We start from the raw sequence: 21,166 nt of genomic DNA, 5'->3' as shown, positions 1-21,166 counted from the left end.
TGTCACGCCGGCAGGGCGTCCGCCTGGTACGCGCCCTCGCCGATGACGGCGGCGACCGCGTCGCCGAAGTCCTCGGTCGACATGCCCATCTCCGGCCCGCGCATGGCGCCCAGGCGCGGCAGCACCGCCTTCACCCCGTCCTCCAGGCAGCGGGCCGCCTCGGGGTGACCCAGGTGCTCCAGCATCAGCGCGGCGCTGAGGATCGACCCGGCGGGGTTGGCCCAGCCGCGGCCGGCGATGTCCGGCGCGGAACCGTGCACCGGCTCGAACATGCTCGGCGCTGACCCGGTCGGGTTGAGGTTGCCGCTCGCGGCCAGGCCGAGACCGCCCTGCACGGCCGCGCCCAGGTCGGTGATGATGTCGCCGAACAGGTTGTCGGTGACCACGACGTCGAACCGCTCCGGCTGCGTCACCAGGTAGAGGCACATCGCGTCGACGTGCACGTAGTCCACCTCGATGTCCGGATACTCCGCGGCGACCTCCGCGAAGGTCCGCTGCCACAGGTCGCCGGCGTACGTGAGGATGTTCGCCTTGTGCACCAGGGTGACGTGCTTGCGGCGGCTCAGGGCCAGCCGGAAGCCGTGCCGGATGAGGCGTTCGACGCCCTTGCGGGTGTTCACCGACTCCTGGGTGGCGATCTCGTCCGGCCCGCCCCGGTGGATGAAGCCGCCGGCGCCGACGTAGGCGCCCTCGGTGTTCTCCCGCAGGATCACCAGGTCGCACTGCTCCGGGCGGAGCCCGCCGATGGGCGTGGGCACGCCTGGCAGCAGCTTGACCGGCCGCAGGTTCACGTACTGGTCGAACGCGGTCCGCAGGTGGATGACCAGGCCGCGTTCCAGCACGCCGGGCGGCACCGACGGGTCACCGACGGCCCCGAAGAGAATGGCGTCCGCCTTGGCCAGTTCCTGTTCCACGTCCGGCGGTACGACCTGGCCGGTTATCCGCCAGTAGTCCGCGCCGAGTTCGTAGTCCTCCCAGACCAGGTCGATCCCGAACCGTCGGGCGGCGGCGTCGCACGCCTTGACCGCCTGCGCGGTGACCTCCGGTCCGATGCCGTCGCCGGGCACCAGCGCGATTCGCTGGGCGCTCATGAGTCCACCCCTGTCCGCGTGCAGGAGACCGTCACCTGCCATCGCCCGGCCAAGCGTGGCGGGAACGGGCCCTCCGCAACAGGTCCAGGTCTCCGGCTAGGCTAGTACCAGCGGGACGCACAGGGCGTGTGCAGGGCGTACGACGACGGGACGAGGCGAGACCCCCGCGGGAGTGGGAGGTCGAGGTGGCGGATTTCCTGCTGCCGGTCAACCCGCAGAGCACGGTTCCGCTCTACGAGCAGATCATCACCGGGCTCGAGGACGCCATCCTCGCGGGGCAGTACGACGACGGCCCGCTGCCCAGCACGCGCCGCCTGGCCGAGGCGCTCGGCGTCTCCCGGAACACCGTGCTGACCGCGTACGACCGGCTCATGGAGCAGGGTCTGATCGTGACCGTCCCGCGGCGCGGTCTCTACGTCTCCTCCGACGCGGTGGTGCGGATGCGGGCCGCGCGGCGGACCGCCCGCTCGCCGATGCAGCCGATCGACTGGGAGGCGCGGCTGCCGGAACCGCCGCCCACTCCGGTGCACCGGGATCCGGCCTGGGCGCGGGCGCCGTTCCCGTTCGTGGTCGGCCAGCCCGACCCGTCCATGTTCCCGATCGGCGCGTGGGAGCGGGCGCAGCGTGAGGCGCTGCGGCAGGACGGGCTGTCCCGGGTCATCGGGGACGCCGGCCAGGCCGACGACCCGGAGCTGGTGCGTCAGCTCTGCGAGCACGTGCTGCCCGCGCGCGGCATCTCCGCCCACCCGGACCAGGTGATGATCACGCTGGGTTCGACGCACGCGCTGCACCTGCTGGCGAGCGTCCTCGTCCGGCCGGGCAGCGTGGTGCTCGTCGAGGACCCCGGCTACCCCGACGCCCGGACGATCATGCAGATGGCCGGCGCCGACGTGGTGCCCGGCCGGGTCGACGAGGACGGCCTGGTCGTCGAGGACCTGCCGGCGGACCTGCACGGCGCCCAGCTCGTGTACGTCACGCCGAGCCACCAGTACCCCACCGGCGCGACCATGTCGGCGTCCCGGCGTGAGGAGCTGCTGCGCCGGGCCGGCGCGGCGGACGCGGTGGTGATCGAGGACGACTACGACCCGGAGATGACGTTCCGGGGGATGCCCGCGGTGGCGGTGCGGGCGCTCGACGACGAGGACCGCGTGGTCTACCTCGGCAGCTTCAGCAAGCTGCTGGCACCCGGGCTGCGGCTCGGCTACGTGGTGGCGTCCCCGGCGCTCGTGGACGCCATGCGGGCCCGCTCCCGCTACGTGCTGCGTCACCCGCCCGGCCCGATGCAGCGCGCCCTCGCGCAGATGATCGCCAGCCGGGACCTGGCCCGCCACGTGCGCCGCGTCCGCGCCCACTACCAGGGGCTGTACGAGGAGATGGTGCGGGCGGTCGAGCGGCACGTGCGCTGGGGACCGCAGCCGGTGCCGCGCGGCGGGCTGGCCCGCTGGATCACCGGCCCGCCGGGGCTGGACGCCGGAGAACTGGCCCGCGAGCTGCGCCGCCAGGGCGTCCTGCTGGACCCGGGCGCGCCGTACTGGGCCACCCGGCCGGCGCCGCGTCACCACCTGCGCCTGGGGTACCAGGTGATGCCGCTGGACCGCATCGAGGAGGGGGTACGGCGGGTCGCCGCGGCCGTAGAAGACCAGGTCCGGCCACGGCTGGTACCCCCACCGACCCGGAAACTGGACGTTCCCCTCCGAGGGCGGAGTTCGTAACCTCCGACGCCATGACGTCGGACACCCACGCCTCCCTCCGCGCCGGCCATCTCGTGGACGAACAAGCCGTCGTGTCGCTCACCCAGGACCTGGTCCGCATCCCCTCGACCTGGGACGCGGGCCGAGGGCGTAGCGAGCAGCCAGTGGCGGAACTCGTCGCGCAGGTCATGCGGGGATTCGGCTGGCGGCCGGAGGTCACCGAGGTCGTCCCCGGGCGCCCCAACGTCGTCGCGGTGGTGGACGGCGGCCTGCCCGGCCCGACGCTGATGTTCGAGGGGCACACCGACGTCGTCACCGAGGGCGCTCCCGAGGAGTGGACCGTCGACCCGTTCGGCGGCGACATCGTCGACGGGCGGCTGTACGGTCGCGGCTCCGCCGACATGAAGGCCGGTGTCGCCGCGATGATCCACGCGACCCGGGCCGTCGAGCTGGCCGGGCCGTTCCCGGGCCGGATCGTGGTGGCGGCCCTGGTGGACGAGGAGGGCCAGATGCTCGGGGCGAAGCACTTCACCACCACCGCGCTCGCCCGCGAGGTGGACGCCGCGATCATCTGTGAGCCGGAGGCGGAGGAGATCTGCGCGGTCGCCAAGGGCGCCGTCCGGCTGCTTGTCACCTGCACCGGCAAGATGGCGCACGGCGCGATGCCGCAGCACGGCCGCAACCCCGTACCGGCGGTGGCCGAGCTGGTCGCCGCGCTCGGCCGGTACCAGAAGGAGCTGCAGGCCGACCCGGGTGAGCACGAGCACCTCGGCCTGACGTACCTGACCCCCACGGTCCTGGACGCCGGCTCCGCCGACCAGCTCAACGTCATCCCCGGCCGCGCCGTCCTCGGCGTGGACTGCCGGACCGTACCCGGTGTCGACCACGCCGCGCTCGCCGCGCGGGTGCGCGCCGACGCCGACGCCATCGGCACCAGGCACGGCGTCACCTTCGCCGTCGAGGTGGTCGACGACCGGCCGTGCGCGGTCACCCCGGAGGACCACCCGGTCTCGCTCGCCGTGGCCGAGGCGCACCGCGCCGTCACCGGCGCCGAGCCCGTCTTCGGCGGCGTGCCCGGCGCGACCGACGGCACCATCCTGTGGCGCGACAGCGGCATCCCGAACGTGGTGTACGGACCCGGCCCGAAGTGGATCGCCCACCAGCCCGACGAGTACGTCGAGGTCGATGACGTCGTCCGTAAGACGAAGGTCTACGCCGAGGCGGCCCTGGCCTTCCTCACCGGCGCCACTGGCGCCCGGGCGGGTGCGGCGTCGTGACCGCGCAGGAGCTGCTGACCGCGCTGCCCGCCGGCCTGCCGATCGGCGCGGGCTGGACCAGCGCCGCGCAGACCGCGCCGGTGCGCTTCCCGTACGACGGCAGCACCGTCACCCAGGCGCCGTGGGGCGACCCCGGCGACGCGGAAGCGGCTGTCGAAGCCGCGCAGGAGGTCGCCGCGGAGATGGCCGGGCTGCCCGGCCACCGGCGGCGCGCGATCCTGACGGCAGTCGCCGCCGAGGTCCGCGCCCGCGCCGGCTCGCTGGCCGAGCTGCTGGTCCTGGAGACCGGCAAGCCGCTCGTGGACTGCCGGGTCGAGGTCGCCCGCACGCTGGTCACGCTGGAGACGGCTGCCGAGGAGGTCGGGCACCTGACCGGCGAGACGGTGGCGCTGGACATGCAGCCGGCCGGCGAGGGCATGCTCGGTTTCTGGGTACGCCGCCCGGTCGGTGTCGTCGTCGGCATCACCGGGTTCAACTACCCGCTGCTCCTGGCCGCCCACAAGGTCGCGCCGTCGGTCGCGGCGGGCTGCCCGGTGATCGTCAAGCCGGCGCCGAACACGCCGCTGGCCACGCTGGTGCTGGTCGACCTGTTCCGCCGGGCCGGCTGCCCGGCCGCCGGGGCCCAGCTCGTCACCGGCGGCGTCGAGGTCGGCAAGCTCCTGACCACGCACCCCGGCGTCGCGGCCGTGTCCTTCACCGGGTCGGCGCACGTCGGCCACCAGATCGCCCGCGCCGCGGCCCCGCGCAAGGTGCTGCTCGAACTCGGGTCCAACGCGGCGCTCGTCGTCGGCCGCGACGCCGACCTCGACCGGGCCGCCGAAGCCGTCGTACGCGGCGGGTTCTACGCCTCCGGCCAGGCGTGCATCAGCGTGCAGCGGGTGATCGTCGAGGAGCCGGTCCGGGAGGCGCTGCTGGACCGCCTCCGGCCGCTGCTGGCCTCGGTCACCACCGGCGACCCCCGGTCCGCCGACACCCGCGTGTCCGCCCTGGTGGACGAGGCGTCCACCGAGCGGGTCCACTCGTGGGTGGACCGCGCGGTCGCCGCCGGGGCGCGCTGCCTGGCCGGCGGTACGGCGCAGGGCCGGGTGCTGCAACCGACTGTGCTCGTCGACGTCCCCGAGGACGCCGAGTGCTGGGCGGAGGAGATCTTCGGTCCGGTGGTCTGCGTCCGGTCGGTGCCCGACATGGACGCGGCGGTCGAGCTGGTCAACCGGTCCCGCTACGGGCTCCAGGCCGCCGTCTTCACCCGCGACCTGGCTGTCGCCCTGGACGTCGTACGCCGTCTCGACGTCGGCGGCGTGCTCGTCAACGAGGTGCCCGGCTTCCGCGCCGACAACATGCCGTACGGCGGCGTCAAGGACTCCGGCATCGGCCGGGAGGGACCGCGCTTCGCCATGGAGGAGCTGACCGTGACCAAGATGGTGATGATCAGGCCATGACTCGGAGTGGGAGCACACACGCATGGTGATCTACTTCGTCCGGCGGCTGGCCATCCTCGCGGTATCGCTGTTCGCCGCGTCGATCCTCGTCTTCACGATGCTGGCGCTGCTGCCGGGCGACCAGGCGCAGGCGATGCTCGGCGTCAACGCCACCCCGGAGGCGCTGGAGGCGCTGCGGGAGCAGTTCGGGACGAACCGGCCGTTCACCGAGCGGTACCTCGAATGGGCCGGCGGCCTGATCCGCGGTGACTTCGGCATCTCGCCGCTCAGCGGGGTGTCGGTCGGCTCGGAGATCGCCGACAAGCTCGGCGTGACGGTGCCGCTCATCCTGGCCGGGATGACGCTGGCGCTGCTCATCGCCGTACCGCTGGGCATCCTCGCCGCGGTGAAGAGCCGTACCGCGATCGGAACGGCGCTGTCGGCGCTGAGCCAGGTCGGCATCGCCGTGCCGTCGTTCTGGCTGGGCATCCTGCTCATCACCGTGTTCGCGGTGAAGTTGCAGTGGCTGCCCGCCGGCGGGTTCACCGGATGGGACGACGTCGGCGGCGCCGTGCAGGCTCTGCTGATGCCGGCGCTGGTCCTCGGCGTGGCCCAGGGCGCGATCCTGATGCGCTACGTCCGGTCCGCTGTGGTCGAGGTCATGCAGGAGGACTTCATCCAGACCGCGCGGGCCAAAGGGCTGAGCCGCTCGCAGGCGCTGACCCGGCACGCGCTGCGCAACGCGGCCATCCCGGTCATCACGGTCCTCGGTCTGCAACTCGCGACGCTGCTCATCGGCACCGTCGTGATCGAGAACGTCTTCGGCCTGCCCGGTCTCGGCCGGATGCTGCTCCAGGACGTGGGCAACCGCGACCTGCTGAAGGTGCAGGGCACCGTGATGGTGCTGACCGCCGCGGTGCTTCTGATCAACTTCGTCGTCGACGTGGTGTACCACGCGGTCGACCCCAGGCTGAGGAGCAAGGCATGACATCAGTCGCCGACGCCCCACCGGACGCCACCGCCGACGTCGTCGCGGCCGGCCCGGTCAAGCCGCGCCGCCGCTGGAACCTCACGCTGGTGATCGGCGCCGGCCTGGTGGGCCTGGTCGTCCTCACCGCGCTCGTGTCGTTCCTCTGGACGCCGTACGACCCCACCCGGGTCGACCCGTCGCAGACGCTGCTGTCCCCGGGCGGGGACCACTGGCTCGGCACCGACCACTTCGGCCGGGACATCGTCAGCCAGCTCCTCGTCGGCGCGCGGACCACACTGTTCGTCGGTGTGGTCGCCGTCGCGATCGCCGCCGCCGTCGGCGTACCGCTGGGTCTGCTCGCCGCCACCGGGCACCGCTGGCTCAGCGAGCCGGTGATGCGGGCACTGGACATCGTGTTCGCGTTCCCGGCCATCCTGCTGGCGATCATCCTGGCCGCAGGCTTCGGCGCCTCCACGCTCACCGGCATGATCGCGATCGGCGTCGCCAACGTGCCGGTGTTCGGCCGTCTCACCCGGGCCGGCGCGATGCAGGTGCTGCAGAGCGACTTCGTGCTGGCCGCGCGCAGCTACGGCCGCCGGGGCGTGGTGCTCATGGTCCGGTACGTGCTGCCGAACATCGCGGCCCTGCTCATCGTGCAGGCGTCGGTGTCGTTCGCGCACGCGGTGCTCGCCGAGGCGGCGCTGTCCTACCTCGGGTACGGCACCCCGCCGCCGACCCCCACCTGGGGCCGGATGCTCCAGGAGGCCCAGAACTACTTCGTCGTGCAGCCGATGCTCGCCGTCTGGCCCGGTCTGGCCATCGCCCTGTCGGTGCTCGGCTTCAACCTCATGGGCGACGGGTTGCGCGACGCCCTCGACCCGCGGCTGAGAGGACGGTGAGCGGCGTGAGCGGGCTCGTGGTGGAGGACCTCGTCGTCGAGGTCCACGACATCCAGGCCGTCAAGGGCGTCTCGTTCGAGATCGGGCCGGGCCGCCGGATGGGACTCATCGGCGAGTCCGGCTGCGGCAAGTCCCTGACCGCGCTCGCGCTGATGGGCCTGCTGCCCCACGGCGTGACAGCGTCCGGCCGGGTGCTGCTGAACGGCCGTAACCTGCTCGACCTGTCCGACAAGCAGATGTGCGCGGTCCGCGGCAACGACATCGCCATGGTGTTCCAGGAGCCGATGACGGCGCTCAACCCGCTGATGCGGGTCGGCAACCAGGTCGCCGAGTCGCTGCGGCTGCACAAGGGGATGAGCCGCACGGCGGCCTCGGCCCGGGCCGTCGAACTGCTCGAACGGGTCCAGCTGCCCGAGCCCGACCGCACCGCGCGCAAGTACCCGCACCAGCTCTCCGGCGGCCAGCGCCAGCGCGTCGTCCTGGCCATCGCGCTGGCGTGCGACCCCGCCGTGCTGATCGCGGACGAGCCCACCACGGCGCTGGACGTCACGGTGCAGGCGGAGATGCTGCGGCTGATGGACACGCTGGTGCGCGAGGAGGGCGCGTCGCTGCTGCTCATCACCCACGACCTGCCGGTGGTCGCCAGCATCTGCGAGGAACTGCTCGTCATGTACGGCGGCTCGATCGTCGAGCACGGCGACGTGGCGACGGTGTTCGACTCGCCCCGGCACCCGTACACGGCGGGCCTGCGGGCGTCCACGGTGCTGGAGAGCACCGACGGGAGCGGCCGGCTGTCCACCATCCCGGGCCGCGTCCCGTCGCTCGGGTCGTTCCCCACCGGCTGCGTGTACCGCAACCGCTGCCCGCGCGCCGACGACGTCTGCGGCACGGTGCCGCTGCTGACGGCGCCGCCCGGCAGCACCCAGCGGGCGGCCTGCCACCACCCGATCGAGAGCGACCAGCCCCTAGGAAGCGGGAAGGCCAGCGCATGACCACCACCCCGTTGCTGGAAGCCGTCGACGTGGTGCGCGAGTACCGCGCCCCGCGGCGGTCGCTGCGTACGCCGGGCCGGCCGATCCGCGCGCTCGACGGTGTGAGCGTGCAGGTCCACGAGGGCGAGGCGTTCGGCATCGTGGGGGAGAGCGGCTCCGGCAAGTCCACGCTGTCGCGCATCCTCATGGCCCTCGACCAGCCGACCTCCGGCACCGCGTTCTACCAGGGGCAGCGGATCAGCGGCGTACCGGAGCGGCGGCTCGGGTTCCTGCGCCGCGACGTGCAGATGGTGCTCCAGGACCCGATGTCGTCGCTGAACCCGCGCATGCGCGTCGCGGACATCATCGCGGAGCCGATGCGCGCGCTGCGCCTGCCCGGCGACCACCGGGCCCGCGTCGCCGAGCTGATGCACTCCGTGGGTCTGCCCGAGGAGGCGGTGACCCGCTACCCGCACCAGTTCTCCGGCGGCCAGCGGCAGCGCATCGCCATCGCCCGCGCCCTCGCGGCCGGGCCGAAGGTCATCGTGGGGGACGAGCCGGTCAGCGCGCTCGACGTCTCGGTGCGCGCGCAGATCCTCAACCTGCTCACCGACCTGGCCGAACAGTTCAAGCTGACCCTGATCCTGGTCTCCCACGACCTGTCCGTCGTCCGGTACCTCTGCGACCGGATCGCGGTGATGAACCAGGGCCGGATCGTCGAGACGGGTGACACCGAATCGATCTACTCCGACCCCCGGCACCCCTACACCCAGAGGCTGCTGTCCGCGGTGCCCACCCTGAGCGGCGACCTCCTGGACCGATTCAACAGGAGCAGCACATGAGGTTGGTTGACCGCGTCGCCGTCGTCACCGGAGGCGCCAGCGGCATCGGACTGGCCACAGTCGGCCGGCTCGTCGAGGAGGGCGCGCGCGTCGTCATCGCCGACCTCGACGGCGACCGCGCCGCCGAGGCGGCCGCCGGGTTCGGGTCCGCCGTCGTGGGCGTGGCCTGCGACGTCACCCGGGCCGAGGACTGCCGCGCCGCCGTCGAGACCGCCGTCGAGCGGTTCGGCCGGCTCGACCTCATGCACGCAAACGCCGGTACGCCGTTCACCGGCCCGCTGGACGAGGTGGACCAGGCGACGCTGGACCGCGTGGTCGACGTGAACCTCAAGGGGGCGTTCTGGACCGCGCAGGCCGCCGCGCCCGCGCTGATCGAGGCCGGTGGCGGCGCGATCGTGTTCACCGCGTCGCTCCAGGCCGTCATCGCCCGCCCCCGGTACGCGCCGTACACCGCCGCCAAGCACGGCGTCATCGGCCTGATGAAGGCGCTGGCGCTGGAACTCGCGCCGCACGGCGTCCGGGTCAACGCGATCGCCCCGGCGGCGACCGAGACGCCGATGCTCTCGGCGTTCCTCGGCGGGATGGGTGACGTGCCGGACAGCGCGCGGGAGAACTTCCGGGCGTCGATCCCGCTGGGCCGCATGGCGACGCCGCGCGACTCCGCCGACGCGGTGGTGTTCCTCGCCAGCGACGAGGCGCGCATGATCACGGGCCACACGCTCGTCCTCGACGGCGGCACGACGGCCGGCTGAGGCGTACCGTGACCGGACCTCTGGCGGACCCTCCGTACGAGGGGACCATCGGACGCACCTACGGCGAGTCGACGGAGCACTGGAGCACGCCGCCGTCGGCCGCCGCGGGTACCCCGAACGTGGTGTACGTGCTGCTGGACGACGTCGGGTTCGCCGACTTCGGCTGCTTCGGCGCCGAGATCGACACCCCGACGATCGACCGGCTGGCCGCCTCCGGGCTGCGGTACACCAACTTCCACACCTCGCCGCTGTGCTCGCCGACCCGGGCCAGCGTGCTCACCGGCCGCAACCACCACAGCGTCGGCATGCGCATGCTGTCCAACTTCGACAGCGGCTTCCCCAGCGGGCGGGGGCGGATCACCCACGCCGCCGCCACCGTCGCGGAGATGCTCGCCGACGCCGGGTTCAACACCATGGCGGTCGGCAAGTGGCACGTCGCGCCGCTGGAGCAGACCACGCCGTCCGGGCCGTACGACCAGTGGCCGCTGGGACGCGGCTTCGAGCGGTACTACGGCTTCCTGGAGGCCGAGACCGACAACTTCTATCCGGAGCTGGTGTACGACAACCACCAGGTGGACCCGCCGGCCACCCCGGAGGAGGGCTACCACCTCACCGAGGACCTGACCGACCGGGCCATCGGGTTCGTCCGGGACCAGACGTCGTTCACCCCGGAGAAGCCGTTCTTCCTCTATCTGGCGTACGCCGCGGCGCACGCCCCGCACCAAGCTCCGCCGGAGTACCTGGCGAAGTACCGCGGCCGCTACGACGCCGGCTGGGACGTCATCCGCGCGGACCGGCACCGGCGGCAGATCGGGCTGGGCATCATCCCGCCGGACGCGCCGCTGCCGCCGCACAACCCGGGCGTCGTGCCGTGGGACGACGTGCCGCCGGAGCAGCGGCGCCTGTTCGCCCGCATGCAGGAGGCGTACGCGGCGATGGTCGACCACACCGACGCCCAGCTCGGGCGCCTGGTCGACTTCCTGGAGCGGATCGGCCGGCTGGACGACACGATCTTCGTGGTCATGTCGGACAACGGCGCGAGCCCCGAGGGCACGCCGCTCGGCACGCTCAACCCCACCGCGTTCCAGAACCGGGTGCCGGAGAACCTCCAGGACAGCCTGGACCGGATCGACGAGATCGGCGGCCCGCGGGCGCAGAGCAACTACCCGCTGGGCTGGGCGCAGGTCAGCAACACCCCGTTCCGCCGCTACAAGCAGCACACCCACGAGGGCGGGGTGCGGGTGCCGTTCGTGCTGAGCTGGCCGGCCGGTGACGTACCCGGCGGGCAGGTGCGGACGCAGTTCCAGCACAGCATCGACGTCACCGCGACGGTGCTGGACCTGGTCGGGGTGCAGCCGCCCGCGGTGCGCCGGGGCGTCCCGCAGATGCCGCTGCACGGCCGTAGCTTCCGCGACGGGCTGCGCGACCCGGCGGCGCCGCCGTCGCGGGACCGCCAGTACTTCGAGATGTTCGGCCACCGTGGCATCTACCACCAGGGCTGGAAGGCTGTCGCGTTCCACGAGCGCGGCACCTCCTGGGACGAGGACCGCTGGGAGCTGTACCGGATCGACGAGGACCCGACCGAGAGCCGCGACCTGGCCGCCGAGTACCCGGAGGTGCTGCGGCGCCTCATCGAGGAGTTCTGGATCGAGGCGGCCCGCTACGACGTGCTGCCGCTGGACGACAGGGGATTCGCGATCCGGGCCCGGGTGCCGCGCCCCGGATCGGTGCGGGACCGGCTGGACTTCACCTACCTGGCCGGCGTGCCGACGATCTCCGGCGCGGCGGTGCCGCCGACGATGAACCGCTCGCACGCCATCACCGCGCGGGTGCACCGCACCGACGCCACCCAGGGCGGCGTGATCGTGGTGCTCGGCAACGTCAGCGGCGGGTACGTGCTGCACATCAAGGACAACCACCTGGTGTACGAGTACAACCACCTCGGCACCCACTACGTGCTGCGGTCCGAGGGCGAGCTGCCGCTGGGCCCGGTGGAGCTGACCTTCGAGCTGACCAAGACCGCCGACTGCCAGGGCACCGGCCGCCTGTTCGTGGACGGCGAGGCGGCGGGCGAGGCGCTGTTCCCGCGGTTGCTGCCGTTCTTCCACGGGTTCGCCGGCATGGACATCGGGCGCAGCATCCACTCGCCGGTGTCGTCGAGCTACCCGGCCCGGCACGAGTTCTCCGGCGAACTGGAGTACGTGCGGTTCCGGCTCGCCGCGTCCGAGGAGGTGGGGGAGCCCATCGCCCCGGCGGGTGACGTCGCGCCGCGTCCGTCGGCCGGCGTCGGGTTCGAGGTCGTGGACTGACGCGCGCCCGCGCGTACGGCGACGGCGCGTGGACGGACCTCCTCGTCCGTCCACGCGCCGTCCGTCTGTCGGGCCTCAGCGCAGGGCCAGACCCCACAGCGGGTCCTCCAGGAACCGGCCGACGTGGGCGAGCACCCGGCTGCCCAGTTCCCCGTCCACCAGCCGGTGGTCGAACGACAGCGACAACTGCACCGTCCACCGGGGGACGACCTGCTCGTCGACCACCCACGGCATCCGGCGCAGCGCGCCGAGGCAGAGGATCGCCGCCTCGCCGGGGTTGAGGATCGGAGTGCCGGCGTCCACGCCGAACACGCCGATGTTGGTGATGGTGATCGTCCCGCCGGCCAGGTCGGCGGGACGGGTTCGGCCCTCCCGCGCGGTGCTCGCCAGCTCGTTCAGGGCGACCGCGAGATCGCGTACCGGAAGGTTCTGCGCGGCCTTGACGTTCGGCACCAGCAGGCCGCGCGGCGTCGCGGCGGCGATGCCCAGGTTGACGTCGGCGAACCGGACGATCTCCTGGTTCTCCTCGTCCCACCGGGCGTTGACGTCCGGATACCGGCGGACCGCGTCCAGCACCGCGAGCGACGCCACGAGCAGCGGGCTGACCTTCACGCCCTGGAACGCCGGGTCCTGCTTCAGCCGGTCCACGAACTCGACGGTGCCTGTCATGTCGACGGTGAGGAACTCGGTGACGTGCGGCGCGGTGAACGCGCTGGCGACCATCGCGGCGGCTGTCGCCTTGCGCACCCCGCGCACGGGCAGGCGCTCGTCCCGCCGGTGGTCGGCCACCGGCGCCGGGCCGGTGGTGTGGTCGAGCAGGTCCTGGCGCGTGATCCGGCCGTCGGGGCCGCTGCCGCGGACGTCCGCCAGCTCCACGCCGAGGTCCTTGGCGAGCTTGCGCAGCGGCGGCTTGGTGAGCACCGGCGGCCGGGACGTGTGCGCCGGGCGGGAGGTGTCGGCCGGCCGGACGGACGGTGTGGCGCGACGGGGCCGCCGCGTCCGCGCCTGGGCGGACACCCCGTAGCCGACGAGCACCGCCGTGCGCTCCTCGGCGGGCTCCTCGGCCGGCGGCGATGCGGCGGCCGGCGCGGCATCCGGCGCGTCCGAGTCGTCCCCGGTCCGGATCGCGATGATCGGCGAGCCGACCTCGACGGTCTGCCCCTCCGCGGCCAGGAGGCGGTCCACCACTCCGGCGTACGGGCTGGGCAGCTCGACCACGGCCTTGGCGGTCTCGATGTCCACGATGACGTCGTTGAGGCCGACCGGATCGCCCGGTGCGACCCGCCAGGTGACGATCTCGGCCTCGGTGAGGCCCTCGCCGACGTCGGGCAGACGGAACTGCTGAACGCTCACGGGTACCTCTCCCTTCACGCGGCCAGGACGCGGTCGACGGCGTCGAGGATCCGGTCCAGGTCGGGCAGGTACTCCTCCTCGACCTTCGCCGGCGGGTACGGCAGGTTGAATCCGCCGACCCGCTCGACCGGCGCCTCCAGCGAGTAGAAGCACCGGCTCGTCACCTGCGCGACGACCTCGGCGCCGAACCCGGCGAACGTGGGCGCCTCGTGGACCACCACCGCCCGGCCGGTACGGCGGACCGACTCCTCGACCGTGGCCACGTCCAGCGGGGAGATGGACCGCAGGTCGATCACCTCGACGTCGCGCCCCTCCTGTGCCGCGGCCTCGGCGGCGGCGACGCAGGTGGCGACTGTGCCGCCGTACGTCAGCAGCGTCACGTCGGTGCCCGGCCGCACGGTCCGGGCGCGGTCCAGCGGCAGCGGCGGCCCGGCGTCCTCGGGCGTCACCTCGCCCTTGACCCAGTAGCGGCGCTTCGGCTCGTAGAAGATCACCGGGTCGTCACCCGCGACGGCCTGCCGGATCATCCAGTGCGCGTCGTCCGGGCTGGCGCAGTAGACGACCCGAAGCCCGGCGGTGTGCGCGAAGTAGGCCTCGTTCGACTCGCTGTGGTGCTCCACCGCGCCGATGCCGCCACCGACCGGGATGCGCACCACCACGGGCAGGGCGGTACGGCCGCCGGTGCGGGCCCGCATCTTGGCGAGCTGGGAGACGATCTGATTGAACGCGGGGTAGACGAAGCCGTCGAACTGGATCTCGCAGACCGGGCGGTACCCGCGCAGCGCCAGCCCGATGGCGGTGCCGACGATCCCGGACTCGGCGAGGGTGGTGTCCACCACCCGTGCCTCGCCGAAGTCCTTCTGGAGACCGTCGGTGACCCGGAAGACGCCGCCGAGCCGGCCGACGTCCTCGCCCATCAGGAGGACCTTGTCGTCGTCCTCCATGGCGCGGCGAAGGCCTGAGTTCAGTGCCTGACAGAGAGTGAGCATGAACGAGTTCTCCGATCGGGGCGGGCGTCAGTCGAGGAAGGAAGCGCGGTAGGCGACGAACGCGTCGCGCTCCTCCCGCAGAAGCGGGGGCACGTCGGCCAGCACTGTGGCGAAGGCGTCGGCGAGGTCCGGCGCCTCCAGCGCCAGGCACTCCCGGCGGGTACGGTCGGCCAGTTCGTCCGCCTCGGCCTGGATCCCATCGAGGAACGCCTCGTCGCTCCAGCCCTCGGCGCGCATGAGCGCCTCGACCCGGGCCAGCGGATCCCGCGCCCGCCACGCCGCCAACTCGTCGTCGGTGCGGTACCGGGTCGGGTCGTCCGACGTGCTGTGCCCGCCCATCCGGTACGTGGTGGCCTCGACGATCGCAGGGCCGTGGCCGGACCGGGCGTGTTCGGTCACCGCGGACGTCACCGCGTACACCGCCAGCACGTCGTTGCCGTCGACCCACTCGCTGCGCAGGCCGAATCCGGCGCCGCGCCGGTGGATCGGGGTACGGGTCTGCGACGCGGTCGGGGTCGAGATGGCCCACTGGTTGTTCTGGCAGAAGAACACCATCGGGGCGGCGTTGACGGCGGCGATGTTCATGGCTTCGCTCGCGTCGCCCTCGCTCGCGGCGCCGTCACCGAAGTACGTCACGACCACCGTGTCGCTGCCGTCGCGCTGCACACCGAGGGCGTATCCGGTGGCGTGCAGCAGCTGGGCGGCCAGGACCAGCGTGTAGATGTGGAACGAGTACGGCTCCGGATCCCAGCCGCTGTGCGCGACGCCGCGCCACTGCCGCAGCAGGTCGGCCGGGCCGATGCCGCGCCACAGGGCCGCGGCGTGCTCCCGGTAGCTCGGGAAGACGTAGTCGTCGGAGCGTACCGCCGCGACCGAGCCGACCTGGGCGGCCTCCTGGCCGCGGCACTGCAGCCACAGGCCCAGCTCGCCCTGCCGCTGCAACGCGAACGCCTCGTCGTCGAGGCGGCGTGCGAGCCGCATCCCCCGGTACAGCTCACGGGTGAGGCGGCCGAGGGCGTCGCGGTCGGCGTCGACGTCCGGGTGCAGGCGCCCGTCCGGGGTGACGAGCTGGGTCCAGCCCTCGGACGTACGCGGAAGGTCGGTGGTGCCGGTGAAGGGGTTGGTGACCGGTGGGTCGGCGAGATCTACGGTAGTCATTCGTCACCTTCTGGGTGCGTCGGTCTCCGCGTCACCGGGGTCGCCGGCCGTCTCGCGGATCTCTCGGATACGGGACCGCCCGCCGGGGTGGACCCGGCGGGCGGTGGTGGGCAGTGCCTCAGACCGTGTGGCGGTCGGCGAGTGTCAGCGCCTCGTCGAGGATCGCCAGGCCCGCCTTGGCCTCCGTCTCCGACACGGTGCACGGGGGCACCACGTGGATCCGGTTGAAGTTCGCGAACGCGACCAGGCCGCCGCGCTTGCACGCGGCCAGCACCTCGTTCATCTCCGGCGACGACGACCCGTACGGCGCCAGCGGCTCCTTCGTCCCGCGGTCGCGTACCAGTTCCAGCGCCCAGAACACGCCGAGTCCGCGGACGTCACCGACGCTCGGGTGCCGTTCGGCGAGTTCGCGCAGCCCCGGGCCCAGCACGTCGGCGCCGATCGTGGCGGCGTTCTCGACGATCTGCTCGTTCCGCATCACGTTGATGGTCGCGACGGCGGCGGCGGTGGCCAGCGGGTGACCGGAGTAGGTCAGGCCGCCGGGGTAGGCACGGGTGGCGAACGTCTCCGCGACGTGCTCGGCGATCACCACACCGCCGAGCGGGACGTAACCGGAGTTGACGCCCTTGGCGAAGGTGATCAGGTCGGGCGTCACGCCGTAGTGGTCCAGCGCGAACCAGGCGCCGGTACGCCCGAAGCCCGCCATCACCTCGTCGGCGATGTAGAGGATGCCGTGCCTGTCGCACAGCTCCCGTACGCCCGCGAGGAAGCCCGGCGGTGGCGGCATGATGCCGGCGGTGCCCGGCACCGTCTCCAGCACGATCGCCGCGATGGTGGACGGGCCCTCCATCTCCACGACGCGTTCGAGGTGGCGCAGCGCGAGCGCGCACTCCTCCTCCTCGGTCGTGGCGCCGAACTCCGACCGGTACAGGAACGGGCCGAAGAAGTGCACCACCCCGGCGGTGCCGTTGTCGCTGGGCCAGCGGCGCGGGTCGCCGGTGAGGTTCACCGCGGTCTGGGTGCCGCCGTGGTAGCTGCGGTACTGCGACAGCACCTTCGGCCGGCCGGTGTGCAGCCGGGCCATCCGGACGGCGTGCTCGATCGCGTCCGCGCCGCCGTTGGTGAAGAACACCTTGGAAAGGCCGGCCGGGGTCAGCTCCGTGATCAGCCGGGCCGCCTCGCCGCGGGCGTCGTTGGCGTACGACGGCGCGATCGTGCACAGACGGGCCGCCTGCTCCTGGATCGCCGCGACCACCACCGGGTGCTGGTGGCCGATGTTGGTGTTGACGAGCTGCGACGAGAAGTCCAGGTAGCGGTTCCCGTCGCCGTCCCAGAAGTACGAGCCCTCGGCCCGCTCGACCACCATCGGGTCGAGCAGCGACTGAGCCGACCAGGAGTGGAAGACGTGCGCGCGGTCGAGTTCGTAGGTGCGTTGTGCGCTGCTGCTCATCGGCGTTCTCTCTCCGCTGCTCAGACGTTCTCGGGGAAGCCGAGGTTGATGCCGCCGTGGCTGGGGTCGAGCCACCGGGAGGTGACGACCTTGCCGCGGGTGAAGAAGTGCACGCCCTCGGCGCCGTGGGCGTGCGAGTCGCCGAAGAGGCTGTCCTTCCAGCCGCCGAAGGAGTAGTAGGCCATCGGCACCGGGATCGGCACGTTGACGCCGACCATGCCGACCTCGACCTCGTTCTGGAAGCGGCGGGCCGCGCCGCCGTCGTTGGTGAAGATGGCCGTCCCGTTGCCGTACCGGTTGGCGTTCACCAGCGCGAGCGCCTCGTCGTAGCTGCCGACGCGCACCACTGAGAGCACCGGCCCGAAGATCTCGTCGGTGTACACGCTCATCTCCGGCGACACCCGGTCGAGCAGGCTCGGCCCGAGCCAGAACCCGGACTCGTCGCCGTCGGCCCGCACGTCGCGGCCGTCCACCACCAGCTCGGCGCCGGCCTCGACACCCGCGTCGAGGTACGACGCGACGCGGTCGCGGTGCTCCTTGGTGACCAGCGGACCCATGTCGCAGGAGCGCCGCCCGTCACCGACCTTCAGGGTGGCGATGCGCTCCCGGATCCGGGCCACCAGATCGTCGGCGACGGGCTCGACGACCACCAGGGCCGAGATGGCCATGCACCGCTCGCCGGCCGAGCCGAACCCGGCGTTGACCGCCGCGTCGGCGGCCAGGTCGAGGTCGGCGTCCGGCAGCACCACCATGTGGTTCTTCGCGCCGCCGAGGGCCTGGACGCGCTTGCCGTTGCGGGTGCCGGTCTCGTACACGTACCGGGCGATCGGCGTGGAGCCGACGAACGACACCGCCTTGACCTCGGGGTGCTCCAGCAGCCGGTCGACCGCGACCTTGTCGCCGTGCACGACGTTGAAGACGCCCGCGGGCAGGCCGGCCTGCTCCCACAGCCGGGCCACGAGCAGCGACGCGGACGGGTCCTTCTCGCTGGGCTTGAGCACGACGGTGTTGCCCGCCGCGATGGCGATGGGCACGAACCACATCGGGACCATCACCGGGAAGTTGAACGGCGAGATGACGGCGCAGACGCCGACCGGCTGCCGGATCGAGTAGACGTCCACGTTCGTGGAGACGCCCTCGGAGTAGCCGCCCTTGAGCAGGTGCGGGATGCCGCAGGCGAACTCGACGACCTCCAGACCGCGGGTGACCTCGCCGAGGGCGTCCGAGACGACCTTGCCGTGCTCGGCCGTGATCAGCTCGGCCAGCTCCTGCTTGTGCCGGTTGACCAGCTCCCGGAACGCGAACAGCACCTGGGTGCGCTTGGTCAGCGACGAGGTCCGCCAGGAGGCGAACGCGGCGGCGGCGGAGGCGACCGCCTGGTCCACCTCGTCGACCGAGGCCAGCGGCACCTCCGTCCGGACCGCGCCCAGCGCCGGATCGTAAACTGGGGCCGTACGCTCGGTGACGCCGGCGAACGGCTTGCCGTCGATCCAGTGGGTCACCCGCTCCAGCGGGACGGGAGCGGGCGCGGTGCCGGGTGCTGTCTGGGTCATGCCCGGGATCATCTGTGCTTCCCCAGGTCCGGGCAATGGGCACTGTGTCGTTCCCGTCCGCGGGAAGCGCACATACTGTGCGCCGGAGGAGAGGGGGAGGCGCTCCGATGCCGATGACCGTCCGTGACGTGCTCGAACTGCCGGCTCTGCAGCAGGCCGGGCCGCGCGTCCTGGCGGGCCGGGACCGGCTGGACGCGCCGGTGCGCTGGGTGCACGTCGCCGAGATCCCCGAGATCGCCGACCTGCTCCGCGGTGGCGAGCTGGTCCTGACCACAGGCATCGGCCTGCCCCCGGACGACGACGGGCTGCGCCGGTGGATCGACGGCCTGGCGGCCGTCGGGGTGGCGGGTGTGGTGGTCGAGCTGGGCCGCCGGTTCGGCGGCACGCTGCCGGCCGGGCTGGTCGAGCACGCCCGCAGCCGGAACCTGCCCCTGATCGCGCTGCGGCGCGAGATGCGGTTCGTCGCGGTGACCGAGGTCGTCCACTCGGTGATCGTCGAGGAGCAGACGGCGGACCTGCTCGCGAAGGACGAGATCCACCGCATCTTCACCGAGCTGTCGGTGGAGGGCGCCGAGCCCCGGCAGGTGCTCCGCGAGGTCACCCGCCTGTCCCGGCGTCCCGCCGTGCTGGAGAACCTCGCCCACCAGGTGCTGGCGTACGAGACCGGCCCGCTGACCGCCGAGGAGCTGCTCGACCGCTGGGAGACCCGCTCGCGCGCGGTCGAGGTCCCGTCCGGCACCGGCTACGAGCCGCGATCGGGCTGGCTGGTGACGAGCGTCGAGGCGCGGGGCAACCGGTGGGGGCGTCTCGTGCTGCTGTGCGACCAGGAGCCACCGGCCCGGACCCGGGTGCTGCTGGAACGCGCCGCGTCCACCATCGCGCTGAACCAGCTCGTCGCCCGGGACTCGTCGTCGGTCGAGCGGCAGGCCCGCAGCAGTCTGCTGCTGAGCATCGTCAACCACTCCGCGCCCACCCGGGACGTGGCGCTGCGGGCGCGCGGGCTCGGTGTCGTCCTGGAGCAGCGACTGCTGCTCGGCGTCGTGGTCCGGCGGCGCCGGCCGGCCCCGGGCACCGGCGCCGACGGGAACGCGAACCGGCGGGCACTGCTCGACGCGGTGGAGACGGCGGTACGCGAGTGCGGGCTCGCCGCGCTCGCCGGCGACGTGGACGAGGCGGTCGGCGGCACCGGCGTCACCCTCCTCGTCGCGCTCGACGAGACCGGCTCCGACGAGGCGGCGCTGGGGAGCCTGTCCGCCGCGCTCACCCGGGCGGGCCACCGGGCCGGCGCGGACGTCGTGGTCGCCGCCGGGTCGGTGGTCCGGACGCTCGACCTGGCCCGGCGCTCGCTGGTCGAGGCGGCGCAGGTGGCCGATGCGACAGTGCACACCGCCGAGCCGCGCCCGTTCTACCGGCTGCACGACGTCCGCCTCCGGGGCCTGCTGTACCTGCTGCGCGACGACGTGCGCCTCCAGACGTTCGTCGAGCGCGAGCTGGGCCCGCTGCTCTCCTACGACCAGCGCCACGGCACGAACCACGTCGCGTTGCTGGAGACGTACCTGGTGGAGGGGCGCAACAAGCGGCGCGCGGCGGATGCGATGTCGCTGTCGCGGTCGGCGCTCTACCAGCGGCTGGAGCTGATCGAGCGGGTGCTCGGCGTCGACCTGGACTCGAGCGAGCGGCGCCTGTCGCTGCACGTGGCGCTCACCGCCCGGGACGTCATGCGCGCCGGTGGCCCGGAGCCCCCCGGCTGACGGTCACCTGTGGGTGCCGCGGCCCGACCGCAGGCGCCGGACGCCGTCGCGGGCCGGCGCGCTGTGCACGCTGACGCTGACGACAGGTACGGCGTTCGCGACGCTCTTGCGGACCGTCTCCAGCGGCGCCGTGCCGGGGGTGCACTCGACGATCATCACAGCGGAGCGGTCGGGGCACTGCACGTACTGGACGTGTGAGACGGCGACCCGGCGGGAGTGCAGCACGGACAGCACCTTGAGCAGGCCGGTCGTGGAGTGGCCCACGCCGAGGTGGATCACCATCGTGCTCGGCGTGCCGTGCTCGGCGGCGGGCTCGTCGTACGGGCGGCCGGGGGCGGGCCGGGGATGGTCGACGGTTGCGGGGGTGGATGCGGACACGCTCACGGGGGCCTCACTAGGACGAGCCGACAGGATCGCTTGGCCGGCGACGCACGCGGAGGCGTACGCCGCCTAGGTAATCAGCCGGGTCGCGATTCGATTGCCCACGGCGGGAGTGTGGCACGGGAACCCGGCTGCCGGGAGGCTGCGCCGGGCAGTCGTCCGCCACGTGAGACAGCGCCCTGACCTGCGGATCGACGGTGATGGGTCGCCCCGGCGGGGCCGGTCGCCGGGTTACCGGCCGGTACGCGAGCCCTTAAGGATCGTTCAGGATCTCGCTCTACACTCGGACTCGGGACGACGACTTGAGAAGG

17 protein-coding genes are annotated in these 21,166 nt (G+C 72.8%); 10 read left to right on the top strand and 7 right to left on the bottom strand.

The features are described 5' to 3' along the window. Positions 1 to 2: 2 nt before the first annotated feature. Positions 3 to 1,091 carry a 3-isopropylmalate dehydrogenase gene (locus tag MICAU_RS25395; RefSeq protein ID WP_013288212.1) on the bottom strand — a complete coding sequence of 363 codons (1,089 nt, stop codon included), beginning with the start codon at positions 1,089 to 1,091 and terminating at the stop codon, positions 3 to 5. Between the two features lie 185 nt (positions 1,092 to 1,276). Between MICAU_RS25395 and pdxR the strand changes: the two genes are divergently transcribed. Genes pdxR through MICAU_RS25350 form a run of 9 tightly spaced genes read left to right on the top strand, consistent with a single transcriptional unit; the run spans position 1,277 to position 12,220 of the window. Then, positions 1,277 to 2,803, top strand: a complete 1,527-nt coding sequence (gene pdxR, locus MICAU_RS25390) for a MocR-like pyridoxine biosynthesis transcription factor PdxR (RefSeq protein ID WP_013288211.1) — start codon at positions 1,277 to 1,279, stop codon at positions 2,801 to 2,803. An 11-nt stretch (positions 2,804 to 2,814) separates the two neighbouring features. Further along, a complete protein-coding gene (locus MICAU_RS25385) occupies positions 2,815 to 4,059 on the top strand; it encodes a M20 family metallopeptidase (protein WP_013288210.1) in 1,245 nt (414 codons plus the stop codon). Further along, on the top strand, positions 4,056 to 5,498 hold the full coding sequence (locus MICAU_RS25380) for an aldehyde dehydrogenase family protein (protein ID WP_013288209.1): 1,443 nt from the start codon (positions 4,056 to 4,058) through the stop codon (positions 5,496 to 5,498). Before MICAU_RS25385 ends, MICAU_RS25380 begins: the two co-directional genes overlap by 4 nt. 22 nt (positions 5,499 to 5,520) lie before the next feature. Then, positions 5,521 to 6,465 carry an ABC transporter permease gene (locus MICAU_RS25375; RefSeq protein ID WP_013288208.1) on the top strand — a complete coding sequence of 315 codons (945 nt, stop codon included), beginning with the start codon at positions 5,521 to 5,523 and terminating at the stop codon, positions 6,463 to 6,465. Beyond that, complete coding sequence (locus tag MICAU_RS25370) at positions 6,462 to 7,346, top strand: ABC transporter permease (RefSeq protein ID WP_013288207.1); 885 nt, start codon at positions 6,462 to 6,464, stop codon at positions 7,344 to 7,346. The genes MICAU_RS25375 and MICAU_RS25370 overlap by 4 nt, the downstream gene beginning before the upstream one ends. A gap of 5 nt (positions 7,347 to 7,351) precedes the next feature. After that, positions 7,352 to 8,338 carry an ABC transporter ATP-binding protein gene (locus MICAU_RS25365; protein WP_244879673.1) on the top strand — a complete coding sequence of 329 codons (987 nt, stop codon included), beginning with the start codon at positions 7,352 to 7,354 and terminating at the stop codon, positions 8,336 to 8,338. After that, positions 8,335 to 9,159 (top strand): ATP-binding cassette domain-containing protein, encoded by an 825-nt coding sequence (locus MICAU_RS25360; protein WP_013288205.1) that lies wholly within the window; start codon positions 8,335 to 8,337, stop codon positions 9,157 to 9,159. The genes MICAU_RS25365 and MICAU_RS25360 overlap by 4 nt, the downstream gene beginning before the upstream one ends. Next, positions 9,156 to 9,911 (top strand): SDR family NAD(P)-dependent oxidoreductase, encoded by a 756-nt coding sequence (locus tag MICAU_RS25355; protein ID WP_013288204.1) that lies wholly within the window; start codon positions 9,156 to 9,158, stop codon positions 9,909 to 9,911. Before MICAU_RS25360 ends, MICAU_RS25355 begins: the two co-directional genes overlap by 4 nt. Positions 9,912 to 9,919: 8 nt before the next feature. Next, the gene (locus MICAU_RS25350) at positions 9,920 to 12,220 is read left to right on the top strand and encodes an arylsulfatase (protein ID WP_013288203.1); all 2,301 of its coding nucleotides are present in this window, start codon (positions 9,920 to 9,922) and stop codon (positions 12,218 to 12,220) included. A 75-nt stretch (positions 12,221 to 12,295) separates the two neighbouring features. Here MICAU_RS25350 and MICAU_RS25345 read toward each other — a convergent pair whose 3' ends face one another. The 5 genes from MICAU_RS25345 to MICAU_RS25325 form a co-directional block, all read right to left on the bottom strand. Beyond that, the gene (locus tag MICAU_RS25345) at positions 12,296 to 13,573 is read right to left on the bottom strand and encodes a dihydrolipoamide acetyltransferase family protein (protein ID WP_013288202.1); all 1,278 of its coding nucleotides are present in this window, start codon (positions 13,571 to 13,573) and stop codon (positions 12,296 to 12,298) included. Positions 13,574 to 13,587: 14 nt separating this feature from the next. Beyond that, on the bottom strand, positions 13,588 to 14,562 hold the full coding sequence (locus MICAU_RS25340; protein WP_013288201.1) for an alpha-ketoacid dehydrogenase subunit beta: 975 nt from the start codon (positions 14,560 to 14,562) through the stop codon (positions 13,588 to 13,590). 27 nt (positions 14,563 to 14,589) lie between these two features. Then, positions 14,590 to 15,720, bottom strand: coding sequence for a thiamine pyrophosphate-dependent dehydrogenase E1 component subunit alpha (locus MICAU_RS25335; RefSeq protein WP_013288200.1), 1,131 nt, complete (start codon positions 15,718 to 15,720; stop codon positions 14,590 to 14,592). A gap of 118 nt (positions 15,721 to 15,838) precedes the next feature. Next, positions 15,839 to 17,170, bottom strand: a complete 1,332-nt coding sequence (locus MICAU_RS25330) for an aspartate aminotransferase family protein (RefSeq protein ID WP_013288199.1) — start codon at positions 17,168 to 17,170, stop codon at positions 15,839 to 15,841. 20 nt (positions 17,171 to 17,190) lie between these two features. Further along, positions 17,191 to 18,723: a CoA-acylating methylmalonate-semialdehyde dehydrogenase gene (locus MICAU_RS25325; RefSeq protein ID WP_047890592.1), complete on the bottom strand. Its 1,533-nt coding sequence runs from the start codon at positions 18,721 to 18,723 to the stop codon at positions 17,191 to 17,193. Positions 18,724 to 18,830: 107 nt separating this feature from the next. On the opposite strand from MICAU_RS25325, the gene MICAU_RS25320 reads away from it, so the two are divergent. Further along, complete coding sequence (locus MICAU_RS25320) at positions 18,831 to 20,474, top strand: PucR family transcriptional regulator (RefSeq protein WP_013288197.1); 1,644 nt, start codon at positions 18,831 to 18,833, stop codon at positions 20,472 to 20,474. A gap of 3 nt (positions 20,475 to 20,477) precedes the next feature. On the opposite strand, the gene MICAU_RS25315 is transcribed toward MICAU_RS25320, so the two are convergent. Beyond that, positions 20,478 to 20,858, bottom strand: a complete 381-nt coding sequence (locus MICAU_RS25315; protein WP_013288196.1) for a hypothetical protein — start codon at positions 20,856 to 20,858, stop codon at positions 20,478 to 20,480. Between the last annotated feature and the right edge of the window lie 308 nt (positions 20,859 to 21,166).

Origin of the sequence: Micromonospora aurantiaca ATCC 27029, from assembly GCF_000145235.1 — a bacterium.
GTDB lineage: Bacteria > Actinomycetota > Actinomycetes > Mycobacteriales > Micromonosporaceae > Micromonospora > Micromonospora aurantiaca.
Note: the sequence above shows the minus strand (reverse complement) of the source record. Positions and strands in the feature narration are given on the sequence as shown.

What these genes read in the sequence shown, in the direction of transcription:
- MICAU_RS25395 (WP_013288212.1), bottom strand. Translation starts at nt 1,091, where the DNA reads ATGAGCGCCCAGCGAATCGCGCTGGTGCCCGGCGACGGCATCGGACCG.
- MICAU_RS25385 (WP_013288210.1), top strand. Translation starts at nt 2,815, where the DNA reads ATGACGTCGGACACCCACGCCTCCCTCCGCGCCGGCCATCTCGTGGAC.
- MICAU_RS25375 (WP_013288208.1), top strand. Translation starts at nt 5,521, where the DNA reads ATGGTGATCTACTTCGTCCGGCGGCTGGCCATCCTCGCGGTATCGCTG.
- MICAU_RS25370 (WP_013288207.1), top strand. Translation starts at nt 6,462, where the DNA reads ATGACATCAGTCGCCGACGCCCCACCGGACGCCACCGCCGACGTCGTC.
- MICAU_RS25360 (WP_013288205.1), top strand. Translation starts at nt 8,335, where the DNA reads ATGACCACCACCCCGTTGCTGGAAGCCGTCGACGTGGTGCGCGAGTAC.
- MICAU_RS25355 (WP_013288204.1), top strand. Translation starts at nt 9,156, where the DNA reads ATGAGGTTGGTTGACCGCGTCGCCGTCGTCACCGGAGGCGCCAGCGGC.
- MICAU_RS25340 (WP_013288201.1), bottom strand. Translation starts at nt 14,562, where the DNA reads ATGCTCACTCTCTGTCAGGCACTGAACTCAGGCCTTCGCCGCGCCATG.
- MICAU_RS25335 (WP_013288200.1), bottom strand. Translation starts at nt 15,720, where the DNA reads ATGACTACCGTAGATCTCGCCGACCCACCGGTCACCAACCCCTTCACC.
- MICAU_RS25330 (WP_013288199.1), bottom strand. Translation starts at nt 17,170, where the DNA reads ATGAGCAGCAGCGCACAACGCACCTACGAACTCGACCGCGCGCACGTC.
- MICAU_RS25325 (WP_047890592.1), bottom strand. Translation starts at nt 18,723, where the DNA reads ATGACCCAGACAGCACCCGGCACCGCGCCCGCTCCCGTCCCGCTGGAG.
- MICAU_RS25320 (WP_013288197.1), top strand. Translation starts at nt 18,831, where the DNA reads ATGCCGATGACCGTCCGTGACGTGCTCGAACTGCCGGCTCTGCAGCAG.